Below are 22,537 nucleotides of genomic sequence, written 5' to 3'. Positions count from 1 at the left end.
ACACGGCGATGCGTTCGCGTCGAGTTGGGTTTCTCGCCCTCGATTCGTAGCCCTGGCGGCGTTAGTTTGGTAGGCATGGCCGACTACCAGCACATCGTCGTCAAGCGCGAGGGCGACACGGTGACCATCACGATGAACCGCGCCGCGCGCAGGAACTCGCTGTCCGGGGACCACCTCGCGGAGCTGCTGGACGCGTTCACCGAGGCGGGCGAAACCGACGCGACCGGAATCGTGCTCGCGGGTGAGGGGCCGGTGTTCTCGGCGGGCCACGACTTCGGTGACGTCGCCGAGCGCGACTTCGACGGTGTGCGTGAGCTGCTCGAGCTCTGCACCGAGCTGATGCGCACCATCCAGTCGGTGCCGCAGGTGGTTATCGCGCGGGTACACGGGTTGGCGACGGCGGCGGGCTGCCAGTTGGTCGCGTCCTGTGACCTCGCGGTAGCCGCGGAGTCGGCCGGATTCGCGCTGCCGGGTGGCAAGGGCGGCTGGTTCTGCCACACGCCCGCCGTTCCGGTGGCTCGGTCGGTGGGACGCAAGCGACTGATGGAGTTGGCGCTCACGGGCGACCCCATCGACGCGCGCACGGCCGAACAGTGGGGACTGGTCAACCGCGTCGTGCCGGACGCCGATCTGGACGACGCCGTGGCGGACCTGCTCGGCAGGGCGACGCGGGGGAGCAGGGCGAGCAAGGCACTCGGCAAGCGCACGCTGTACGCGCAGCTCGACCGGCCCGAGGAGGAGGCCTACGACGTCGCGCTCGACGTCATGGCGCGTGCCTCGCAGTCGGACGCCGCGCGCGAGGGCATGGCGGCGTTCCTGAACAAGCGCAAGCCCGAGTGGCCTGAGTAGGGCGAGTCAGCCGCGCACATCGGCGTCCGGTCGTTCCGGCGTCCGGGTCGGCTCGGTCGTGCTGTTGCCAAGCTGCCGGAACCGGAGCACTAATGCGACGGCGACGGCGACCGACACCGCGCCGAGCGCCCATGCCTGCCACGCGTCGCCGCCCAGGTGGAGGTCGACGGCGTGATTGACGGTGTGTGCGGTGTTCGCCACCAGGAAACCCGCTAGTACGGTCGCGAGGGCGTCCGACCACAGCGCCGCCAGCAGCAGCGTGACGCCGAGTCCGAGCTGAAACGCGCCGATGTCGTGCAGGAAATGCTCGTGGTAGCCGAAGCCAGCGAACTCCCCGAACGATGTCGGATGCACCAGCCCCCACACCCCGATGGTCGCCGTCGCGAGCCCGGCTAGCGTCGTCACCGTCGCGATGTACCTGTTCATGGCGCTCTCCCCGTTCGGCGTGCTGTTGTCGACATGACGAGATGGCACGTCCGGTTGTGACAGCGTTGTCACGCCCGAGCCTTCTTGCGGTAGACGTCGAGCGCGCGACGCCAGGCCACCTTCGGGATCGCGACCGCCTCGCTGAGACTGGTGCCCTGCGCGATGAGCCCCGTCCTGGCCATCGACCGGGTGCGCGACGACGCCTTGCTCGGATGCCCGGAGTCGAACGGTGGCCGCGGTTCGTACTCGATGCCGAGCTGGATCGTCTCCGCTACCTGCCTTCCCGCGATCTCGCCGGCCAGCCACAGCCCGAGGTCGATGCCCGCCGACACCCCCGCCGCCGTGGCGACCTTGCCGTCGACAACGATCCGCTCGTCCTGTCGCGGTCGCGCGCCCATGGCACCGAGAGCGCGTTGCGCAAGCCAGTGCGTCGTCGCTGGTACGCCGTCGAGGATGCCCGCCGCCGCGAGGATCATCGCCCCGGTGCAGACGGACGTCGTCCACGTCGTCGTGCGGTGTACCTGCCGCAGCCAGCCGGTCAGCTCGGTGTCGGCCATCGGCGTGGCGACCGACGTCCCGCCCGGCACCAGCACCAGATCGGGTGATGGCGTCTCGGCGTAGGTGTGGGTAACGCCGAGGAACAGCACGCCGCTGTCGGTCGCGACCGGACCGACCTCGCGGCCGACGAAGCGCACCGTCGCGCCGGGCAGTTGCCGCAGCACCTCGTACGGACCGATGGCGTCCAGCGCCGTCATGCCGGGATAGAACACGATCGCCACCTGCATCAACTGACCTCCTCGAACTCGGGCTGCGCGGAGCGGAACCGCGCGCGGTACTCCGATGGCGCGACGCCAAGCACCCGGAGGAACGCGCGCCGCAGGGTTTCCTCGCTGCCGAAGCCGGTTCGGGCCGCCACCGCCCGCACGCCGAGTGCCTCGCGCTCCAGCAGCCCGCGCGCGGCCTCGACCCGGACCCGTTCTACGAATCGCCCCGGTGTGGTTCCGGTGTGCTGGAGAAACAGCCGGGTTAGATGGCGTTCGGAGACGGCGGCGCGCGCGGCGAGGTTGGGCAGCCGATGGTCGGCGGCCGGGTCGGTGATGATCGTGTCCAGCACGGGCCGCAACGTCGTGTCGGCGGGTACCGGGTGATCCAGCCGTGCGGAGAACTGCGACTGTCCGCCAGGCCGTTGCAGGAATAGGACCAGCGCGCGGGCGACCGCCCTGGCCAGCTCGGCTCCGTGGTCGTCCTCCACCAGCGCGAGCGCGAGGTCCATCCCGGCGGTGACGCCTGCCGAGGTGTAGACGTCGTCGTCCCGCACGAAGATCCGATCCGGCTCGACGTCGATGTCTGGGTGGCGGCACGCCAGGTCGCCGCAGGCCATCCAGTGCGTCGTCGCGCGTCTGCCGCGCAGCCATCCCGTCGCCGCGAGCAGCAGCGCGCCGGTGCACACCGAGCACACACGTCGTGCGTTGCGCAGGGGTGCGAGCGCGGCGAGCAGTTCGGGTGACTCGACGGCGGTGAACGCGCCAAGCCCACCGGCGACTACCAGAGTGTCCACACGCGCGGGCGCGTCGGCGAGCGCGATGTCGACTCCGAGGGTGAGCCCCGAGTCGGTGCGCACCGCGTCGCCGTCGGGCGAGGCGATCACCAGCCGGTAGCCGGAGCCACCGTTGATCTTGGCGGCGGTCGAGAACACCTCGGCGGGTCCGGCGACGTCGAGGAGTTGCACGCCCTCATAGACGACGATGAGCACGAGCCGATCGATGGTCACGGCCTAAGCGTGCGCCACCGTACGCATGGCTACAAGGACACGAACCCCTCGGATTCGGACATCTCGTGGTGTGTGCGCCCCGGCGGCAGGTTCGGCGTGTGGCGCCCAGCCGCGTTACGACCGCCGCTCGTGCAGCAGCAACTGTGCGTAGGCCGCGATGGACTGCGCGTCGGTGACCTCCCCGTCGCTGATCATCTTTTCGAACTCCGATCGGGTGAACCATCCGGTGCGCATGTCCTGCTCCTGACTTTTGCCACGTTCGGCAGACCGTGACGAGCGCGAGCCGTTGACCTGCGGTTTTGCCTTGGTTGCTGGGCTGATTTGCGCACTAAATGGGGTCGTAGAGTGGCCGGGTGGCGTATGTGCGCACGGTGAAGACGGCTTCGGGGGCGACGGCGGTGCAGATCGTGCACTCGTCGCGGCGGGGGTCGCGCGATATCGAGCACGTTGGTTCGGCGCACGACGACGCCGAGGTGGAGCTGTTGAAGGCTGCGGCGCGGCAGCGGCTGGCTGCTGGTCAGGGCGAGCTCGAACTCGGTCTCGAGTCCGCTGGCCAGGCAGGTGGGAGGGCTGGTGGGCCGTTGCCGATCCGATCGTCGCGGATGGGGCACCTGTGGGATGCGCTCTCGCGGGCGTATGACGCGCTGGGCTTCGATGCCGCGGCCGAGGGTGACGAGGTGTTCCGGGGTCTGGTGTTGGCGCGGATCATCGAGCCGACCAGCAAGTTGGACTCGCTGCGGGTTCTCGACGAGGTTGGGGTGCAGGCGCCGTCGTATCGGACGGTGAACCGTCGCCTGCCGGTGTTCGCCGCCGATGCGTGGCGGGAGCGGCTGGCGGCGGTGTGTGCCGCCCATGCCGGGCTCGGGCCGGCGAGCCTGGTGCTCTACGACGTTTCCACGTTGTACTTCGAGGCGGATGCCGGTGACGGATTCCGCGAGCCGGGGTTTTCGAAGGAGCGGCGGTTGGAACCGCAGATCACGATCGGGCTGCTCACCGACGCGACCGGGTTTCCGTTGATGGTCAACGCGTTCGAGGGCAACAAGGCCGAGACCGCCACCATGCTGCCGTCGATCCAGGCGTTCATGGCCGCGCACCGGCTGACCGACGTCACGATCGTGGCCGACGCGGGAATGATCTCCGACGCGAACAAGCGTGACATCGAAAAGGCTGGGTTGTCGTTCATCCTCGGCATGCGCATCCCCGACGTTCCCTATGTGGTGGCCGAGTGGCGCCAGAAGCATCCCAACACGGCGATCGCCGACGGGCAGATCTTCACCCAGCCCTGGCCCGCCGGGCACACCGACAACCGCCGCGACCAGGTGATCCACTACCAATACAAGCACGATCGGGCCGCCGGACGCTGCGCGGCATCGACGAGCAGATCGCCAAAGCCGAGAAAGCCGTCGCCGGAAAGGTAGCGGTCAAGCGCAACCGGTTCCTCCAGCTCACCGGCGCCACCAAGACCGTCAACCGCGACCTCGAGGCCAAAGCCCGCGCCCTGGCTGGCCTGAAGGGCTATGTCACCAACCTCGAGGGCGCGACCGCGGAGTTCGTCATCGGCGCCTACCACCAGCTGTTCCAGATTGAAAAGTCGTTTCGAATGTCCAAACACGACCTCCAGGCCCGGCCGATCTATGCCCGCAAACGCGACTCCATCGAGGCCCACCTGACCATCGTCTTCGCCGCCCTCGCCGTGTCTCGCTGGATCGAAGACGCCACCGGCTGGTCGATCAAAAAGTTCGTCCGCACCGCCCGCCGCTACCGAACCGTCGAGATCCAGGCAGGCGAACAGACCATCACAGCCGCCGACCCACTACCCGACGACCTCCAACACGCGCTCGACGCCATCAACACGGTCAGCCAGCCTACGCACTAACTTGGCAAAACTCGGGTCATAGACGACGATGAGCACGAGCCGATCGATGGTCACGGCCTAAGCGTGCGCCACCGTACGCATGGCTACAAGGACACGAACCCCTCGGATTCGGACATCTCGTGGTGTGTGCGCCCCGGCGGCAGGTTCGGCGTGTGGCGCCCAGCCGCGTTACGACCGCCGCTCGTGCAGCAGCAACTGTGCGTAGGCCGCGATGGACTGCGCGTCGGTGACCTCCCCGTCGCTGATCATCTTTTCGAACTCCGATCGGGTGAACCATCCGGTGCGCATGTCCTGCTCTTCCAGCTCGCGGGCGTGTTCTCCCTCGGTGAGCCCCGTCGCCAGGAAGATCCGGCCGCGCTGGCTGGAAAGGCCCGGCGCGACGTCGAGCAGTCCGATCTCGACCATGCTGGCAGCGCTGAGTCCGGTCTCCTCCCGAAGCTCCCGCACCGCGAGCTCGTCCGCCGCCATGTGCCCCCGGTCGGGCGCCGTGCCCTGCGGAAACTCCCAGCGTCGCAGACCGAGCGGGTAGCGGAACTGCTCGACAAGGTGCACGTGATCGCCGTCCAGCGGGATGACCAGCGCGTAGTCCGGCTTGTCGACCACGCCGTAGATGCCGTCGGAACCATCCGCCCGGCGGATGTCGTCCTCCCGCACACTCATCCAGTTGTTGGCGTACACCTCGCGCGAACCCAGCGTCTCCATGCCTCGCATTGTCGCCTAGGCTGCGTCGCGTGCGTTTGGTGATCGCCCGGTGTGAGGTGGACTACGCGGGCAGGCTGACGGCCCACCTGCCGATGGCCACCCGGTTGTTGCTGGTCAAATCCGACGGGTCGGTGTCGGTGCACTCCGACGACCGCGCGTACAAGCCGCTGAACTGGATGAGCCCGCCGTGCTGGCTCACCGAGGAGTACCGCGACGACGGCGGTGCGCTGTGGACGGTGCAGAACAAGGCGGGCGAAAAGCTCGTCATCACCATCGAGGAGCTGTTGCACGATCATGGCCAGGAACTCGGCGCGGAGCCGGGGCTGGTCAAAGACGGCGTCGAGGCGCACCTGCAGAAACTGCTCGCCGAGCACATCACCACCCTCGGCGACGGCTACAGCCTGATTCGGCGCGAATACCCCACCGCGATCGGTCCGGTCGACATCCTGTGCCGGGACGAGGGCGGCGCGACGGTGGCGGTCGAGATCAAGCGCAGGGGCGAGATCGACGGCGTCGAGCAGTTGACGCGCTACCTCGACCTACTCAACCGGGATCCGCTGCTGTCGCCGGTGTCCGGGGTGTTCGCGGCGCAGCAGATCAAGCCGCAGGCCCGCACGCTCGCCGAGGATCGCGGCATCCGGTGCGTGACGCTGGACTACGACGCGTTGCGCGGCATCGAACCGGACGAGTTTCGCCTGTTCTGACGTCCACCACGGAGCCACCGTTACCCAGAGTGCATCGCTCGGGTGGAGGTTGTCCCTGCCTTGCCGTCGTGCGTAGCGTTATGCGCATCCGACGATACGGAGGGTGTCATGAACGGATGCGGATGCGGCTGCGGCAAGTGTTCCGGCCCTGGGTGTGGCTGCTGCTCCAACTGCGGCTAACCCCACGCGCGCGAGACTGATCGCGCGGTGACTCCGCAGCCGCCGGAGGGTGCTTTGGCGGTTGTGCCACGCGACGTCGGTGTCGGTGGATACCGTTCGTGTCGTGTTGTTCTCTCTTCGACGCGGTCGTGGGCTGACGCGGACGTTGATCTGGGTGGTTCTTGGAGGCCTGTCCCTTCTCGCGGGCTGCGCTGGTGCGGACCTGAGCAAACGCACCTACGAGCGCACCACCATCACCCCGACACCGGGCAGTGGTCCGGTGAACGAGCCGTCGTTGGCTCCCGCCGCGCTACGGGATGTCGACGTCTGCGCGCTGCTCGCGCCGGAGGTGATGCGAGACATCGGCACGCCAGATGGCGAGCCGTACGCGACCAACGCGGAGAGTTGTAGCAGGTCGTTCACCGACGCGCGCGGGAACGAGGTGCGGGTCGGGCTCACCCTCGGCGACGCCGTCGTTGGTTTGCCGGAGAAGGCCACCGGTGGCATCGAAGGGTTGCCCGCGCGGGCGGATCGGCTCGACGAGGACACCTGCTTCGTCGACGTCCTGACGTCGGAGGACCCGGCCATGGGTGTCCGCGCGCATCTGAGCGCCGCCGACGGCGACGCCTGCGTGACCGGGTACACCGTGCTGGGTCAGGTCATTCGGCAGCTGCGGTCCGCCCCACCCAGGGTCGACGTCGTGCGGCACTCGCTGCGCACACTGGACGTCTGCACTCGATTCGGCACTTTCGCTATGGGGCGGTTTCTTGGCGGTGACATCGACGCGCGGCCATATCGTCTGCACGGATGTCACTTCTCGGCGGGGTCCCGCGTGGCGATGGTGCGTTTCCGCTTCGGGCGGGACATCCTCACGAATGAACGCACCAAGAAGACCACGCTCCCGGGCGGCGTAACCGCGTTCGTGGCGAGCAGTGGCACCGGAACGGCTGACTGCGACGTGGAGTGGGTGCATCGGCGGAACGGGGACCACATCGCCGAGACGGTGCGGGTGAGCTACCAGCGCGTCGGCGGAGACGAGACGCCGAAGCAGGCGTGCCGGAAAGCTGTCACGCTCGCCAAATCCGTGCTGCCCGAACTACCCGGTAACTGAGCGGACACATCGAGGCGCGGAAAATCCCCCGGTCGCCGCGCTGCCTTGGGACGTGATCCGTGGCACTATCGGAACCTTACCCAGTAGTAGCCGAGGGTGGCGACTGAGCATCGGAGGCCCGCATGCCGCGTGAGTTCGCATCTGTTGGAGTGGTCGGCCTTGGCACCATGGGTGCCGGTATCGCGGAGGTGTTCGCCCGCAGCGGCATCCCCGTAGTCGGGGTCGAGCTGAATGACGACTGCATCGCGCGGTCGCGCGGGCACATCGAACACTCCACGGAGCGGGCGCTCGCGAAGGGCAAGCTGGACGACGCGGCGCGCGAGGCCCTGCTCGACCGGATCACCTACACGACGTCGCTGGAAGCGCTGGCCGACGTCGACCTCGTCGTGGAGGCGATTCCGGAACACCTCGACGCCAAAGGCGACTTGTTCGAGCAACTCGCCAAGATCACCAAGCCGGAGGTGATCCTGGCGTCCAACACGTCGTCGCTGTCCATCACCGAGATCGGCGTCCACACACCGCGGCCAAGCAAGGTCGTCGGCCTGCACTTCTTCAACCCCGCCCCGGTGATGGCGCTGGTCGAGGTGGTGCGCACCGTCGTCACCGAGCAGGACGTCGTGGACGACGTCGTCGCGCTGGCCGCGCGGATCGGCAAGAGCCCGGTGGTCACCGGGGACCGCGCGGGGTTCATCGCCAACGCGCTGCTGTTCGGCTACCTCAACCACGCGGTGACGATGTACGAGCAGAAGTACGCCACTCGCGAGGATCTGGACGCCGCGATGCGCTTCGGCTGCGGCTACCCGATGGGGCCGCTGGCGCTGATCGACCTGATCGGGCTGGACACGGCGTACGAAATCCTCGACTCGATGTACCACCAGTCGCGGGACCGGCGGCACGCGCCAGCGCCGATCCTCAAGCAGATGATCACGGCGGGCCTGCTTGGCCGGAAGACCGGCAGGGGCTTCTACACCTACGACGCGCCCGACTCGCCGACCGTCGTCGCGGACGCGTTCACCCCGGACAACGCGTCGGCGGCGTCCGGCGCGCGGCCGGTGCGTGCGATTGGCGTCGTTGGCACGGGCACCATGGCGACCGGCATCGTGGAGGTGTTCGCCAAGTCGGGCTACGACGTCGTGCTGCGCGCCCGCGGCGAGGACAAGGCCAACGGCGCGATCGCGAAGGTGCGGAAGTCGCTGGATAAGGCGGTGGCGAAGGGTCGAATGGCAGCGGAGGACGCCGAGGCCGCGATCTCTCGCATCACCCCGGCGGTGGACTTCAGCGCGCTCGCCGACGTCGACCTCGTGGTGGAGGCAGTCGCCGAGGACATCGACGTCAAGCGCGAGGTGTTCACCGCATTGGACGCCGCCGTGAAGCCCGGAGCGGTGCTCGCGACCACGACATCGTCACTGCCCGTGGTGGAGTGCGCGGCGGCGACCAGCCGTCCGGCCGACGTCATCGGGATGCACTTCTTCAACCCTGCGCAGGTGATGAAACTGGTCGAGGTGGTCAGCACGATCAACACCGCGCCGGACGTCGAGGCCACCGTCACCGACGTCTGCGCGAAGGTGCGAAAGGTACCGGTGCGCTGCGGCGACCGGGCCGGGTTCATCGTCAACGCGCTGCTGTTCCCGTACCTCAACGACGCGGTGAAGATGCTCGAGGCGCACTACGCGAAGGCCGGCGACATCGACACCGCGATGAAGGTCGGCTGCTCGCTGCCGATGGGACCGTTCGAGCTGCTGGACGTCGTCGGGCTCGACGTTTCGCTCGCCATCCAGCGGACGCTGTTCAACGAGTTCCGTGAAGCCGGGTTTTCACCGGCACCGTTGCTGGAACACCTGGTCAGAGCCGGTCGGCTGGGTCGCAAGACCGGGCAGGGCTTCTGGGACTACGGCTGATCGCGGGCCTGATCGCCGGGGTGGCCCTAACGGTGCATCGCGCGTGCGGGTGAGCTGGCGTTGCGACCATGGCGGGGGCGGCGCAGGCTGAGAGGCGACCGGCGGCGCCGCCGGGGCGCTGCCCCGATCGGAAGGGGGTGGAGAGGCGTGTACGCGCGTTCCACCACGGTGCAGGCGCACCTGGATTCGATCGACAACGGCATCGCCTTCATCCGCGATGACGTCATGCCCGCGCTCATGGAGATGCCTGGCTGCGTTGGGCTTTCCATGCTGGTGGACCGGGAATCGGGCCGCTGTATCGCCACCAGCGCGTGGGATTCGATGGAGAGTATGCGGGCCAGCGAGGACATGGCGCGGCCGATGCGCGAGCGGGCCGCGGAGATCATGGGCAACCGAGCGCAGGTGGACGAATGGGAGATCGCGGTGCTGCACCGCGACCACCCTTCGCATCACGGCGCCTGCGTGCGGGCGACCTGGGTGCGGTTCGACACTGACGCGGTCGACCGCGCCATCGACGTCTACCGGATGGGCATGCTGCCCGCGATGCGGGAGCTGGAGGGTTTCTGCAGCGCGAGCCTGATGATCGACAGAGAGTCCGGCATCGCGGTGTCCTCGGTGACCTACGACGACAGCGCCGCCATGGAACGCACCCGCGACGAGGCCGACTCGCTCCGGCTCACCGGTGCGCGCGAGGCGGGTGTCGAGGTGCTCGACGTTTGTGAGTTCGAACTGGCACTGGCACACCTCCACGTGCCCGAGATGGTGTGAGGCGTTAACCCGCGCGGCTCGGGCCCGCTCGCCGAGCGTCCGGGCTCAGCCGCAGCAGCCGCCCCCGCAGCACCCGCCTGCCGGTGCCGCGGGGGCAGGGCTCGCGGCGGCGCTTGGTGTGGAGCGGCCGGTCAGCGCGACCGTGGTCAGCAGCTTGACGGTGTCGTCGTGGCCCTCGGGGCACGCCGCGGGCGTACTCGCCTCGGTCATCGGCCGGTTCACCTCGAAGGTGGTGGTGCACTCGCGGCACCGGTATGCATAAGTCGGCATGCTTCCGATTATCGCGCATGTCCGGCTTAGGTCGAACCCCGTCGCCACCCGTGATCAGGCACCCTGAAGGGCATGGACCGACCCGCACCACCCGATGGGATTCCGCACCTCGCCGAGGTCACGCCGTCCCTGCTCGCGGCGATAGGCACGCCCGGCTTCGAGAACACCCTCGACATCGCCAACGTGAACTCCGCGGCGGTGTTGCTCATCGACGGCCTCGGCGCCGAACTCCTCGACACCTATGCGACCGACGCGCCGACGCTGGCCCGGCTGCGCAGCGGCACACTGCAGGTCGGTTACCCGTCGACGACGTCGGCGGGGCTCGCCGCGATCGGCACCGGCACCTGTTCCGGGCAACACGGCATGGTCGGGTACTCGTTCGACCTGCCGGACGTGGGCGTCATGAACGCGCTGCGCTGGCGGGTGCATCCGTGGGGCGAGGACCTCCGCGGGACGGTCGACCCCGCGGTGCTGCAGCCGATGCCGACCGCGTTCGAGCGCGCGACGTCGGCGGGAGTCGACGTCCGGGTGGTGTCGAGCGCGGAGTTCACCCACTCCGGGATGACACAGGCCGTCCTTCGGGGTGGGCATTACATCGGCGTGCACGCGCTGGGTGATCTGAGCGCGTCGATGCTCGCCGCGTTGGACCAGGGTGGGTTCTGCTACGGCTACCACGCGATGCTGGACTTCGTCGGGCACCTGTACGGGCCGGGATCGAGGGCATGGCGGATCCAGCTACGCCACGTCGACCTGTTGGTCGCGACGCTCGTCGACGAGTTGCCGCCCGGAGCCGTACTCGCCGTCGTCGCTGATCACGGCATGGTCGAGATCGACGAGTCCGTTGTGGACGCCGACAGCAGCGAGCCGTTGCGAGACGGTGTGCGTGCGCTCGGTGGTGAGGCCCGTGCCAGGCATGTGTACACAGTGGACGGCGCGGCGTCCGATGTGCTCGCCGCGTGGCGGGACACGCTCGGCGAGCGGGCATGGGTGGTCAGCGGCGAGGAGGCCATCGACACCGGCTGGTTCGGCTCGGGCGTCACCGCCTCGGTGCGGGAGCGGATCGGGGACGTCGTCGTCGCTTCGCGTGGCCGGTCCGCGGTGCTGCGTCGCACGGTCGAGCCGATCGAGTCCTCGCTGCGCGGTCATCACGGCTCGCTGACCTCGGCGGAACAGCTCGTGCCGCTGGTATTGGCCTACGGCTGAGGCCAGCGGAGGTCGACGTCTCGTGGCGCGGGCCACGCTGCGCCAAGCCCGGCGGCTCGATCGCGCCTATCCCGTTACGGTGACCGCATGCCTCGACGTAACCGTCCCAAGCGCGGCAAGGCGGCTCCGCCGCCGGGCGTGTCGCTCGGGTGGGGCAGCCACGAGTCGGCCGAGGACGGTGACTGGATCGTGCGCAGCATCCCGGGTGACCGCGCCACCAAGATGTATCGCTGTCCTGGGTGTGACCACGAGATACGCCCTGGTACGCCGCACGTCGTGACGTGGCCGGCCGATGGCACCGGCGGTGTCGCGGACCGCAGACACTGGCACCGCGCGTGCTGGAACGCCCGCCACCGGCGTGGCCCTACCCGTCGCCTCTGACCGGTTCGACACAATGACTCCCATGGCTGATCTTCCGTTGGTGCTGCTTCATGCCTTCCCGGTCGACGCCCGGATGTGGGACGGCGTCCGTGAGCCGCTCGCCGCGCGGACCAGGCTGATCACTCCGGACCAGCGCGGCCTTGGCAGGTCGCCGCTGCCGGACAGCGAGCGGGTGCCGACGCTGGACGACGCCGCCCGCGACGTCATCGCGCTGCTGGACAAGCTGGAACTGGACAAGGTCGTGCTTGGCGGCTGTTCCATGGGCGGCTACGTGACCATGGCCGTGTTGCGGGCCGCGCCGGAGCGTGTCGGCGGCATCGTGCTGATGGACACCAAGGCCAGCTCCGACATCGAGGAGGCGAGCGACAACCGGCTCGCGATGGCGGAACGGGTCGAGCGCGAGGGCGTCGGCTGGGTGCCGGACGCCATGCTGGACGTCCTGCTCGGCGAGACGACCCGCGCCGAGCGGCCGGACGTCGTCGCGCGGGTGCGCGAGCTGATCGAGAGCCAGTCGCCCGCTGGCGTGGCCTGGGCGCAGCGTGCGATGGCCATGCGCCCTGACTCCATCGAGACGCTGCGGCGCGCGGACGTCCCCGCGCTGGTCATCGTCGGCGAGGAGGACGCGCTGACCCGCGTCGAGGAGGCGCACACCATGGTTGACGCGCTGCCGAAGGCGACGCTGGACATCGTCCCCTCGGCGGGCCACCTCGCGCCGGTGGAGCAGCCCGCCGCTGTCGCGGAGGCCGTGCTCGGCTGGCTGCGGTGACGGCGTGTGAGCGGCGCGCTCGCGGCAGGGGTGGTATTCGACACAGCGCTCGAGGCCCACATCGGTGGCTAACGGGACACCTTTGGCCGGCAACGCGCCGGGGGACGCCTCCGGCGTGGCATGAGCTCAAGCGCGGCTGGCGCCACCAGGGGATATGTCCTTGATAGACCTCCTGTCGACGTGTCGGGGGAGGGGGTCCGTGGAAGTGGTCACGGTGTGATCACGCCAACCGGCGCGCGTCACCGGAAGGCACGCGGGCTACGATCCCCCTAGCCGCGAGTGCCCTCGCGCGCCGCCAGCCAACGTTCGAATGACGTTCGAGAGACGTTCGAAGACACTGCAGGAGGCAGGAGTGACGGCCGTAGCCCCCCAGCCGATCGCGACGCGACCGCATCCCGCGCCCGATAAGGCCAAGGGTTCCTACCTGCTGAGCCTGTTCCGTACGACCGATCCCAAGCAGCTCGGCATCATGTACCTCGTCACGTCGTTCGCCTTCTTCATGGTCGGCGGCGCGATGGCTATGCTGATCCGCACCGAGCTGGCGCAGCCGAACATGCAGTTCCTGTCGGCTGAGCAGTACAACCAGCTGTTCACCATGCACGGCACGGTGATGCTGCTGCTGTACGCCACACCCAGCCTGTTCGGCTTCGCGAACTACATCCTGCCGCTGCAAATCGGCGCGCCCGACGTGGCGTTCCCCCGGCTCAACGCGTTCTCCTACTGGCTGTTCCTCTTCGGCAGCCTGATCGTGCTCGGCGGCTTCTTGACTCCTGGCGGCGCGGCGGACTTCGGCTGGTTCGCCTACACCCCGCTGTCGGATGGCATCCACTCGCCTGGCGTCGGCGCCGACCTGTGGATCGTGGGCCTCGCCGTTGGTGGTCTCGGCACCATCCTCGGCGCCGTCAACATGATCACCACCGTGGTCTGCATGCGCGCCCCTGGCATGACGATGTGGCGGATGCCGATCTTCACGTGGAACATCCTGATCACCAGCATCTTGATCCTGCTGGCGTTCCCGATCCTGACCGCCGCGCTGATGGGTCTGCTCGCCGACCGCCACTTCGGCGCGCACGTGTTCGACCCGGACAACGGCGGCGTCATCCTGTGGCAGCACCTGTTCTGGTTCTTCGGCCACCCCGAGGTCTACATCGTCGCGCTGCCGTTCTTCGGCATCGTCTCGGAGATCTTCCCTGTCTTCAGCCGCAAGCCGGTGTTCGGCTATAAGGGTCTCGTGCTGGCCACGCTGTCCATCGCGGCGCTGTCGGTCGCGGTCTGGGCGCACCACATGTACGCCACCGGCGCGGTGCTGCTCCCGTTCTTCTCCTTCATGACCTTCCTGATCGCTGTCCCGACCGGTGTGAAGTTCTTCAACTGGATCGGCACCATGTGGAAGGGCCGTCTCACCTTCGAGACGCCGATGCTGTTCTCGGTCGGCTTCGCGGTGACGTTCCTCTTCGGCGGGCTGACCGGCATCCTGCTCGCCGCGCCGTCGCTGGACTTCCACGTCTCGGACAGCTACTTCGTGGTCGCGCACTTCCACTACGTGCTCTACGGCACGATCGTGTTCGCCACCTTCGGCGGGATCTACTTCTGGTTCCCGAAGATGACCGGCCGGATGATGGACGAGGCGCTCGGCAAGTGGCACTTCTGGCTGACCTTCGTCGGCTTCCACGGCACGTTCCTGGTGCAGCACTGGCTCGGTAACGAGGGCATGCCCCGGCGCTACGCTGACTACCTGCCGTCGGACGGGTTCACCACGCTGAACACCATCTCCACGATCAGCGCCTACGTCCTCGGCGCGTCGACGTTGCCGTTCCTGTGGAACGTCTTCAAGAGCTATCGGTTCGGCACTAAGGTCGACGTCGATGACCCGTGGGGTTATGGCAGCTCGCTGGAGTGGGCCACCAGTTGCCCGCCGCCGAGGCACAACTTCACCGAGCTGCCTCGGATCCGCTCCGAGCGGCCCGCGTTCGAGCTGCACTACCCACATCTGGTCGAGCAGGCGCGTCGCGACGCGCACATCTCACTCACCGGCAAGCCGATTCCGCACGAGTCGGCCCACGAGTCGCCCTACGAGAAGGCGGCTGAGGTCGCGGCGGGACCGGACGAGGCCAACCCGGACCACAAGTGAGCGTGGTGCCCGATACCGTGACCGCGACACCAGTCCTGATCACCACAACCGGGCCAGACAAGCCGGGCGTCTCGTCCGTGCTGTTCGCGGCGCTGACGAGACACGGCGTCGAGGTGCTCGACGTCGAGCAAGTCGTCATTCGCGGTAGGCTCGTGCTCGGCGTGCTCGTCGCCGTCGAGGAGGACCCGGAGGCGCTGCAGGAGGCCGTGGAACAGGCCATGGCCACGGTGTCCATGCACGTCGACATCCGGGTCGGGGACGAGATCGGTGACGACCCGTTCGCGCAGGGCCGCCGCAACTCGACACACGTCGCCGTATTGCTCGGCAGACCGGTCACCGCGCGGGCGTTTACGGCGGTGTCCAGCAGACTGGCGGAACTCGGCGCGAACATCGACACCATCCGCAGCGTGGCCGACTACCCGGTCACCGGGCTTGAGCTGCACATTTCCGCTGGTGAGCACCGGCAGGGCGCGGACAACGAGCTGCGCGCAGCGCTGGCCGACGTCTCCACCGAGGCGGGCGTGGACATCGCGGTCGAGACCGAGGGGCTACTGCGCAGGGCCAAGCGGCTGATCGTGTTCGACGTCGACTCGACATTGATCACCGGCGAGGTCATCGAGATGCTGGCCGCGCACGCCGGTGTCGAGGAGGAGGTCGCCAAGGTCACCGAGGCGGCCATGCGGGGCGAACTGAACTTCACCGAGTCGCTGGAGCACCGGGTCGCGCTGCTGGAAGGGCTGCCGGAGTCGGTGCTCGACGACGTCGCGGACGAGATGACCCTGACCCCGGGCGCACGCACCACGATCCGCACGCTCAAACGGCTTGGCTTCCGCTGCGGTGCCGTGTCCGGTGGGTTCACCCGGATCATCCGCAAGCTCGCGGACGACCTCGGGCTGGACTTCGTCGCGGCCAACGAACTGGAGATCGCCGACGGGCGGCTTACCGGACGCGTGGTCGGCGACGTCGTTGACCGGCCAGGCAAGGCGGTCGCGCTGCGGAAGTTCGCGGACTCGTACGGCATCTCGCTTGAGCAGTGCGTCGCCGTCGGTGACGGGGCGAACGACATCGACATGCTCTCGGCGGCCGGGATGGGTGTGGCGTTCAACGCCAAGCCCGCGCTGCGGGAGATCGCGGACACCACGCTGAGCCACCCGTATCTGGACGCGGTGCTGTTCATGCTCGGCGTGACGAGGGCTGAGGTGGAGGCCGCCGACGCGGCCGACGGACTGGAACTGCTGCGGCCGTGAGCGACGGCTTGGGGGCTGACGGCGGCGACGCTGCTACTTTCGCCGACCTCGGCCGCGCCGCTTCTGGCCCCGACGTCCTGGCGCCGCTCGCGGCGCGTTACGCCGCCTGGCACGGGCTGCCCGCGCATGCCGTTGCCGACGTCCGTGACGAGGATCCCAACGACGTCCGCGCGATGCCGGTGATCCTGCGGTTGGAGCGCGATCCGGCGCCGTCTCGGACGCCATTGCTGGAGGCCGCGGCGGCTGCCGCCGTCGCCGTGTGCCTCGATCCGCGTGCCGAGCCGGGTGGCGAGTGGCACGACGCCGTGGCGGCGTGGATGTCCGGGCGGATTCGTAAGGTCGCGCGACGGGCGCGTGGCGCGCACTGGCGCGCGGTACAGGACCTACCCGGTGTGACGGTGGTGGTTCCAGGCTCCGACGGTACGAGCGCCGAGGTCCGTGCGTTGCTGCCGTGCCGGGTGAGTGAGCTGCCGAAGACCGTCAGTCGCCTGCAAGTCTCCGGCAGCGATCTGCCCGCCGATTCGCCTGGACCGCCGCCTCCGGGCGTGCCGGTGCTGTGGCTGAATCCCAAGGTCGAGATGACGGTTGGCAAGGCGGCCGCTCAGGTCGGTCACGCCACGATGCTGCTCGCCGCTGTGCTCGACTTCGAGCAGCGTGCGGTGTGGGCGCGGGGCGGCTTCCGCTGTGCGGTGCGGACGCCATCGGCGGAGCGCTGGGCATCGATGCTGCCCGCCGATCCGGCGGCGGCCTGGCGCGATAGAGGCATCATCGCCGTCCGTGACGCAGGCTTCACCGAGGTCGACCCCGGCACCATCACGGTGCTCGCGGAGGCGCCCTGACCGTGAGTCCCGCCGCGGACTCAACGTGCTGAGTGCCTAATACGGCGTTCTGAGCGTCGGACACAGCGTCGGGAGCGTCGGACACGGCGCTTAGGCGGAGGCGGCGGTCCAGACGACGTAGGCTTCATCGGCGTCAGTGGTCATGGCCTCGATGAAGCGCTCGTTGTCGAAGCCGGGCAGCGTCTGGAGGCGCTCGATCAGCGCGTCGGCGGCGGGATCGCCGCTGGGCACGGCGGTGCCGGTGCCGTCACTGCCAGCAAGCATCAGGAAGACGTCCTCGGACCACGGGCCCTCCGGGATGACCCTGATCACGACGGACTTCAGCTCCTCCCAGGTCACCGACTCGACACTGCCGTCGGCGAGCGTCCGGCGGACGCCGGTGTCATCGACGGTGACGGCGCGAGATTGTGCGTTCCGCGAATCCTGGGACAACAGATCTCCTTTGCGTGTGCTGCGTCATCACCGTAACGCCACTCACACGCGGTCAACCCCAGGGGTCACGTATGCCCGTTGGCTCCCGAGTCCAACCTGCGCAGCGCGGCCCGGACCACCTCAGCGTCGTGCGTCGGCCAAAACGGTGGCAGGGACGCACGCAGAAAGCCCCCGTAACGTGCTTTCGCCAGCCGTGAGTCGAGCACGGCCACAACGCCCTTGTCGTCCATGGTCCGGTGTAGCCTGCCGACGCCTTGAGCCAGCAGTAGCGCGGCGTGTGTCGCGGCGACCGTCATGAACCCGTTCCCGCCGCGGGCCTCGATCGCGCGTTGTCGCGCGGACTGCACCGGGTCGTCCGGCCGTGGGAACGGAATCCGGTCCACCACGACCAGCTGCAACGACGGCCCTGGGACGTCGACGCCCTGCCACAGCGACAGCGTGCCGAACAGGCAGGTCCGCTCATCATCGGCGAAGCGGCGCACCAACAGCCCGGTCGAGTCGTCGCCTTGACACAGGATCGGGTGATCGACCCGCTCCCGCAGCGCCTCGGTCGCCTGCTTCGCCGCGCGCATCGACGAGAACAGCCCCAGCGTGCGGCCACCAGCGGCGGTGATGAGCTCGGTGAGTTCGGTGAGCAGTGCGTCGGTCAGCCCGTCGCGGCCCGGTGGCGGCAGGTGCCGCGCGACGTAAAGGATGCCGTTGCGCGTGTGGTCGAACGGCGAGCCGACGTCGAGCCCGGTCCAGATTGGCCCGCTGTCGTCCGACGGCGGGGCCTTCTCGGTGGCGGTGCCGGTGCGGGCGTTGTCGGCGGCGGCCTGCTGCGCGGCTGGCGCGTCGGAGATAGCCGTGCCCGTCCCGCCGCCGGAGCCCGATGATGGTGGCAGCCCGCCTGGGGTGGAGGGTGGCAGACCCCACTGCCTCGCCAGCGTGTCGAACGACCCGCCGAGTGCCAGTGTCGCCGACGTCAGCACCGTCGTGCGGCTCTCGAAGAGCGCTTCCCGCAGCAGCCCGGACACCGACAGTGGCGCGACGTGCAACGACGGCGGGCGGCTGCTTTCCGGGTTTGACGTCAGCCACACGACGTCGCGGCGCTGCGCCAACTCCGGCTCGAACGCCGTCAGCAGTCGCACGGCGGTGTCGTGGACCTCGTCCAGCAGTGAGCGCGCCACCTTGCGCGAGCTGGCGTCCTCAGCGTCCTCCTTGCGCTCCGGACCGAGTGCGGTGATGCAGCCGTGCGCCGCATCGCGCACCGCGGCCAGCGCGCCGCCGAGCGGACCGGGCAGCGCGTCCATGCGTCCCGGTGTGCCGTCGTCAAGCACCACCGCGAGACCGTCGGAGGCCTCCATCAGCCGGTCGGCTACCTCGGCGCTGATGAGCCTGCCGCAGCGTTTCGCCGCCGTGGCCACCATCGAACTGGTCAGCTCCCCAGACGCCGCCGACGTCACCCGGTCGACCAGGTCGTGCGCCTCGTCGATCACCACGAGGTCGTGCTCGGGCATGATGTGGCGGCCTTGCATCGCGTCGATCGCGAGCAACGCGTGGTTGGTGACGACGACGTCCGCCTTGCCCGCCTCCGCGCGGGCGTGCTCGGCGAAACAGTCGGACGCCACTGGACACCGCGCCGCGCCGAGGCATTCTTTCGCGGACACCGACACCTGCCGCCATGCTAGGTCGGTGACGCCGGGCACCAGGTCATCGCGGTCGCCCGTGACGGTCTCGCCCGCCCACTCGTGCAGCCGCGAGACTTCCTTACCCAGCCGCGACACCGCGAACTGGTCGAACAAGCCGTCATCAGGCTCGTCCGGCGCGCCGGTGTCGAGCCGGTGCAGACACAAGTAGTTGCGCCGCCCCTTCAGGATGGCGAACCGAGGCTCCCGCCCGAGTTCGGACTTCAACGCCTTGGCCAGCCGGGGCAGGTCGCGGTCCACCAGCTGGCGCTGCAGGGCGATGGTCGCTGTCGAGACGACGACGGTGGTGTCGCGCTCGACCGCGTGCCGGATCGCGGGCACCAGGTACGCCAACGACTTCCCGGTGCCGGTGCCCGCCTGCACCGCAAGGTGCTCGCCGGTGCGAATCGCGGTGTCCACGGCGTCGGCCATCCGGACCTGGCCCTCGCGCTCGGTGCCACCCACCGCCTCGACGGCGGTGTGCAGTAGCTCCCGCACGGTGGGTAGACGGGTCCGTGCGGCGGCGGGGGAGAGGGTAGCCATGGCACAAAACCGTACCGCCGCGTGGCTCGCCGCGGGCGGGCACACGAGTGGGTGGCGTGGCCGACCAGGCATCAGCCCGGTGATTGACCCTGCCGATGTTCCACTCGCGAGCTTGTTTACGCGCAGGAGGGACCACTCATGGCACGCAGCGTGCGGCGGGCCGTCGCGGTCGCCATCGCGGGCGGCCTGACGGCGGCACTCACCACGGCAGGCCCGGCGGCAGCCGAACCAGCCGATCTCCCCGCGCGACCCAGAGCCACCGCGAGCGGCTTCCTCGGCGCCGTCGCGGTCATCGTGGACGACGAGCAGGTGGTGCGGGAGCCGATCGCGCCCTGCGACGTCGAAGGGGAGCAGCACGCGGAGTCCGGCCTGGTCTCCGTCGGCCAAGACATCGCGGACTTCTGGGGCGGTACCAGCGACTGCACCCGCGACGAGCAAGGCAACGCGCACGCCGACGTCGATGGCAGGTACTTCTCCACCAGCCTGCTGCGTAGGTGGGGTGGGCCGAGGATCAGGGTGTCGTCGTTCGCCGCTCGCTGCCACACCACAAGCAAGGGCAGCAGCAGCGTGATGGAACTCGGCGGCGTGTACGGCCTCGACCTGCCGGAGAACGTGTCGTCCAACCACACTGTCACGATCCCCGCGCCCGACGAGGACGATCCGCCGCTGGCCAAAGTCGTCGTCAACGAGCTGATCGCACCGCAACCGCCGGACGGCAGCCTGCGGGTGAACGCCATCCGCATCGAGCTGTTCCCAGAGGGTGGCCCGGCGAGCGGCGAAATCCTCGTCGGCTCAGCCGCCTGCGACCCGTACGGCGCGTCAGCCGACCCTGGGCGCGCCGACTAGCTCCACGCCAGCGTCGCGGAGGTCGTCCAGCGCTTTGTCCACGGTCTCCCGCGACACCCCCGCGGTGAGGTCGAGCAGCGTGCGTACCTGGAAGCCCTCCTTCGCGGCGTCCAACGACGTCGCGCGCACGCAGTGGTCGGTCGCGATGCCGACGACGTCGACCTGCTCGACGTCGCGGGAGCGCAGCCAGGCCGCGAGCGGGTTGCCCTCGGACGACTCGCCCTCGAAGCCGGAGTAGCCGTCGCTGTACTGGCCCTTGGAGAACACCTCGCGGATCGGCCCGACGTCGAGCGCGGGGTGGAAGGACGCGCCGGGCGTGCCAGCGCGGCAGTGCGGCGGCCAGGACCGCACGAAGTCCGGGTTGTCGCTGAAGTGCGCGCCGGGGTCGATGTGATAGTCGCGGGTGGCGACGATGTGGTCGTAGGCGGCGTCATCGGCGAGGAACGTCGAGATGTCGCCCGCGAGCATCGCGCCGCCGGTGACGGCGAGCGAGCCGCCCTCGCAGAAGTCGTTCTGCACATCGACGATGATCAGTGCGTTCGCCATGCCTACCTACCTCCTGCTACCGGAACACGGTGGGTATCGCCGGGTCGCCATGGGAAAGCTTCAGACCCTCCCAAGGCAGGCTCACCAGCGCGTGCCGGAGGCGTTGCCTGCTGTCTTCCAGGGTAGGCAGGTTGTCCGCCACCTCTCCACCTCGCACCAGTGGAATCGGCAGCACGCGGTCATGCTCGCCGGGGTCTGGCGGCGACGTCGCCTGGTGGACGACCTCCTCGGTCGCGGTGCCGGTCGGCTTGTGCCTGCGCAACGCCGATTTCCGGCCGCCGCGCGACTCTTTGCTCTCGCTGCGCTTTGCCACCGGCTTACCGTCGACCTCGACCAGTTTGTAGACCATGTTCGCGGTGGGTGCGCCCGATCCGGTGACGACGGCGGTGCCGACCCCGTAGGCGTCCACGGGTTCCGCGCGCAGCGCGGCGATGGCGTGTTCGTCCAGGTCGCCGGAGACGACGATGCGGGCGTCGCGTGCCCCGAGCCGATCGAGCTGCTGGCGGGCCTGCCGCGCGAGGACTCCGACGTCGCCGGAATCGATGCGGACAGCGCCGAGCTCGGTGCCAGCCACGCGGACGGCGGTGTCGATGCCAGCTGTGATGTCGTAGGTGTCGACAAGCAGGGTGGTGTCGGTGCCCAGCTTCTCGATCTGCGCGCGGAATGCCGCTTCCTCGGTGTCGTGCAGCAACATGAAGGCATGCGCGACGGTGCCGCGCGTCGAGATCCCGTAGCGGCGGCCAGCCTCCAGATTGGACGTCGTGGCGAACCCGCCGATGTATGCGGCGCGGGCGGCGGCGACGGCGGCGTACTCGTGGGTGCGGCGGCCACCCATCTCGATAATCGGGCGCGTGCCCGCGGCGGCCGCCATCCGCGCCGCGGCCGAAGCGATCGCGCAGTCGTGGTTGAGGATCGACAACACCAGCGTCTCCAGCACGACTGCCTCGGCGAAGCTTGCCCGCACCGTCAGCACCGGCGAGCCGGGGAAGTACAACTCGCCCTCCGGGTATCCGTCGATGTCACCCGTGAATCGGTAGCTCGCCAGCCAATCGAGGGTGTCGTCGTCCACCACATTGGTAGCGGCGAGCTGATCGATCTCGGCATCGGTGAACTGAAAGTCCACCAGCGCTTCGAGTAGCCGTGCCGCCCCGGCGACGACGCCGTACCTCCGGCCGTCAGGCAACCTGCGTGCGAAGACCTCGAACACGCAGTCGCGCTCGGCGCTGCCGTCCGTCAGCGCGCTGGCGAGCATGGTCAGCTCGTAATGGTCGGTCAGCAGGGCGGTGCTTGGTGACGATGTCGGCGGGGTCATGGGTCCCAGCCTATGAGCGAGACGGGTGACAGGGCAGCGCACGCCCGTACCTGGTCATTGCGCGGAGGATGTGTCGTGCCACCATAGAAC

At 68.9% G+C, this 22,537-nt stretch carries 21 protein-coding genes and 2 pseudogenes; 13 read left to right on the top strand and 10 right to left on the bottom strand.

Features of this window, described 5'->3' with window-relative positions; translation table 11 throughout:
* Positions 1 to 75 precede the first annotated feature (75 nt).
* Positions 76 to 849, top strand: coding sequence for an enoyl-CoA hydratase-related protein (locus ACFQGD_RS25260; RefSeq protein ID WP_345401680.1), 774 nt, complete (start codon positions 76 to 78; stop codon positions 847 to 849).
* A gap of 6 nt (positions 850 to 855) precedes the next feature.
* On the opposite strand, the gene ACFQGD_RS25255 is transcribed toward ACFQGD_RS25260, so the two are convergent.
* The 4 genes and pseudogenes from ACFQGD_RS25255 to ACFQGD_RS25240 all read right to left on the bottom strand — a co-directional run.
* Entirely contained in the window at positions 856 to 1,275 is a 420-nt protein-coding gene (locus tag ACFQGD_RS25255; protein ID WP_345401677.1) for a hypothetical protein, read from the bottom strand.
* A 68-nt stretch (positions 1,276 to 1,343) separates the two neighbouring features.
* Positions 1,344 to 2,060 carry a DJ-1/PfpI family protein gene (locus ACFQGD_RS25250; protein WP_345401674.1) on the bottom strand — a complete coding sequence of 239 codons (717 nt, stop codon included), beginning with the start codon at positions 2,058 to 2,060 and terminating at the stop codon, positions 1,344 to 1,346.
* Positions 2,060 to 3,046, bottom strand: coding sequence for a GlxA family transcriptional regulator (locus ACFQGD_RS25245; RefSeq protein ID WP_345401672.1), 987 nt, complete (start codon positions 3,044 to 3,046; stop codon positions 2,060 to 2,062). The genes ACFQGD_RS25250 and ACFQGD_RS25245 overlap by 1 nt, the downstream gene beginning before the upstream one ends.
* 114 nt (positions 3,047 to 3,160) lie before the next feature.
* Positions 3,161 to 3,292, bottom strand: a pseudogene (locus tag ACFQGD_RS25240) (ADP-ribose pyrophosphatase); the annotation flags it as partial.
* 107 nt (positions 3,293 to 3,399) lie between these two features.
* Between ACFQGD_RS25240 and ACFQGD_RS25235 the strand changes: the two are divergent.
* Positions 3,400 to 4,922, top strand: a pseudogene (locus ACFQGD_RS25235) (IS1634 family transposase).
* Positions 4,923 to 5,090: 168 nt separating this feature from the next.
* On the opposite strand, the gene ACFQGD_RS25230 reads toward ACFQGD_RS25235, so the two are convergent.
* Complete coding sequence (locus tag ACFQGD_RS25230) at positions 5,091 to 5,624, bottom strand: NUDIX domain-containing protein (RefSeq protein ID WP_390221102.1); 534 nt, start codon at positions 5,622 to 5,624, stop codon at positions 5,091 to 5,093.
* 29 nt (positions 5,625 to 5,653) lie between these two features.
* On the opposite strand from ACFQGD_RS25230, the gene nucS reads away from it, so the two are divergent.
* The 4 genes from nucS to ACFQGD_RS25210 all read left to right on the top strand — a co-directional run bounded on the left by nucS (position 5,654) and on the right by ACFQGD_RS25210 (position 10,264).
* Entirely contained in the window at positions 5,654 to 6,328 is a 675-nt protein-coding gene (nucS, locus tag ACFQGD_RS25225; RefSeq protein ID WP_345399368.1) for an endonuclease NucS, read from the top strand.
* Positions 6,329 to 6,611: 283 nt separating this feature from the next.
* Entirely contained in the window at positions 6,612 to 7,598 is a 987-nt protein-coding gene (locus ACFQGD_RS25220; RefSeq protein WP_345399365.1) for a hypothetical protein, read from the top strand.
* Between the two features lie 122 nt (positions 7,599 to 7,720).
* Complete coding sequence (locus tag ACFQGD_RS25215; RefSeq protein WP_345399362.1) at positions 7,721 to 9,496, top strand: 3-hydroxyacyl-CoA dehydrogenase family protein; 1,776 nt, start codon at positions 7,721 to 7,723, stop codon at positions 9,494 to 9,496.
* Between the two features lie 147 nt (positions 9,497 to 9,643).
* Positions 9,644 to 10,264, top strand: a complete 621-nt coding sequence (locus ACFQGD_RS25210) for a hypothetical protein (RefSeq protein WP_345399359.1) — start codon at positions 9,644 to 9,646, stop codon at positions 10,262 to 10,264.
* A 45-nt stretch (positions 10,265 to 10,309) separates the two neighbouring features.
* Here ACFQGD_RS25210 and ACFQGD_RS25205 read toward each other — a convergent pair whose 3' ends face one another.
* The gene (locus ACFQGD_RS25205) at positions 10,310 to 10,534 is read right to left on the bottom strand and encodes an FmdB family zinc ribbon protein (protein WP_345399356.1); all 225 of its coding nucleotides are present in this window, start codon (positions 10,532 to 10,534) and stop codon (positions 10,310 to 10,312) included.
* A 72-nt stretch (positions 10,535 to 10,606) separates the two neighbouring features.
* Between ACFQGD_RS25205 and ACFQGD_RS25200 the strand changes: the two genes are divergently transcribed.
* The 6 genes from ACFQGD_RS25200 to ACFQGD_RS25175 all read left to right on the top strand — a co-directional run bounded on the left by ACFQGD_RS25200 (position 10,607) and on the right by ACFQGD_RS25175 (position 17,101).
* The gene (locus tag ACFQGD_RS25200) at positions 10,607 to 11,737 is read left to right on the top strand and encodes an alkaline phosphatase family protein (protein ID WP_345399353.1); all 1,131 of its coding nucleotides are present in this window, start codon (positions 10,607 to 10,609) and stop codon (positions 11,735 to 11,737) included.
* An 87-nt stretch (positions 11,738 to 11,824) separates the two neighbouring features.
* Positions 11,825 to 12,118 (top strand): hypothetical protein, encoded by a 294-nt coding sequence (locus ACFQGD_RS25195; protein WP_345399350.1) that lies wholly within the window; start codon positions 11,825 to 11,827, stop codon positions 12,116 to 12,118.
* Between the two features lie 22 nt (positions 12,119 to 12,140).
* Positions 12,141 to 12,884 carry an alpha/beta fold hydrolase gene (locus tag ACFQGD_RS25190; protein WP_345399347.1) on the top strand — a complete coding sequence of 248 codons (744 nt, stop codon included), beginning with the start codon at positions 12,141 to 12,143 and terminating at the stop codon, positions 12,882 to 12,884.
* 352 nt (positions 12,885 to 13,236) lie between these two features.
* Complete coding sequence (gene ctaD / locus ACFQGD_RS25185) at positions 13,237 to 15,015, top strand: aa3-type cytochrome oxidase subunit I (protein ID WP_345399344.1); 1,779 nt, start codon at positions 13,237 to 13,239, stop codon at positions 15,013 to 15,015.
* Positions 15,016 to 15,032: 17 nt separating this feature from the next.
* Positions 15,033 to 16,262 carry a phosphoserine phosphatase SerB gene (gene serB, locus ACFQGD_RS25180; RefSeq protein WP_345399341.1) on the top strand — a complete coding sequence of 410 codons (1,230 nt, stop codon included), beginning with the start codon at positions 15,033 to 15,035 and terminating at the stop codon, positions 16,260 to 16,262.
* Between the two features lie 77 nt (positions 16,263 to 16,339).
* On the top strand, positions 16,340 to 17,101 hold the full coding sequence (locus tag ACFQGD_RS25175) for a peptidyl-tRNA hydrolase (RefSeq protein WP_345399377.1): 762 nt from the start codon (positions 16,340 to 16,342) through the stop codon (positions 17,099 to 17,101).
* 90 nt (positions 17,102 to 17,191) lie between these two features.
* On the opposite strand, the gene ACFQGD_RS25170 is transcribed toward ACFQGD_RS25175, so the two are convergent.
* Both ACFQGD_RS25170 and ACFQGD_RS25165 read right to left on the bottom strand, forming a co-directional pair.
* Positions 17,192 to 17,533 (bottom strand): hypothetical protein, encoded by a 342-nt coding sequence (locus tag ACFQGD_RS25170; protein ID WP_345399338.1) that lies wholly within the window; start codon positions 17,531 to 17,533, stop codon positions 17,192 to 17,194.
* A 65-nt stretch (positions 17,534 to 17,598) separates the two neighbouring features.
* Entirely contained in the window at positions 17,599 to 19,743 is a 2,145-nt protein-coding gene (locus tag ACFQGD_RS25165) for an ATP-dependent DNA helicase (RefSeq protein ID WP_345399335.1), read from the bottom strand.
* A gap of 138 nt (positions 19,744 to 19,881) precedes the next feature.
* Here ACFQGD_RS25165 and ACFQGD_RS25160 point away from each other — a divergent pair, with 138 nt between their 5' ends.
* Positions 19,882 to 20,589, top strand: coding sequence for a hypothetical protein (locus ACFQGD_RS25160; RefSeq protein ID WP_345399332.1), 708 nt, complete (start codon positions 19,882 to 19,884; stop codon positions 20,587 to 20,589).
* Here ACFQGD_RS25160 and ACFQGD_RS25155 read toward each other — a convergent pair.
* Together ACFQGD_RS25155 and ACFQGD_RS25150 are read right to left on the bottom strand one after the other, a co-directional pair.
* Positions 20,563 to 21,135, bottom strand: a complete 573-nt coding sequence (locus ACFQGD_RS25155; protein WP_345399329.1) for a nicotinamidase — start codon at positions 21,133 to 21,135, stop codon at positions 20,563 to 20,565. The two genes, ACFQGD_RS25160 and ACFQGD_RS25155, sit on opposite strands and share 27 nt — an antisense overlap.
* A gap of 16 nt (positions 21,136 to 21,151) precedes the next feature.
* Complete coding sequence (locus ACFQGD_RS25150; RefSeq protein WP_345399326.1) at positions 21,152 to 22,447, bottom strand: nicotinate phosphoribosyltransferase; 1,296 nt, start codon at positions 22,445 to 22,447, stop codon at positions 21,152 to 21,154.
* Positions 22,448 to 22,537: the final 90 nt, after the last annotated feature.

Origin of the sequence: Haloechinothrix salitolerans (genome assembly GCF_042662605.1) — a bacterium.
Lineage (GTDB): Bacteria > Actinomycetota > Actinomycetes > Mycobacteriales > Pseudonocardiaceae > Haloechinothrix_A > Haloechinothrix_A salitolerans.
The sequence above is the reverse complement of the archived record's forward strand: the minus strand, read 5'-3'. Positions and strand labels throughout refer to the sequence as shown.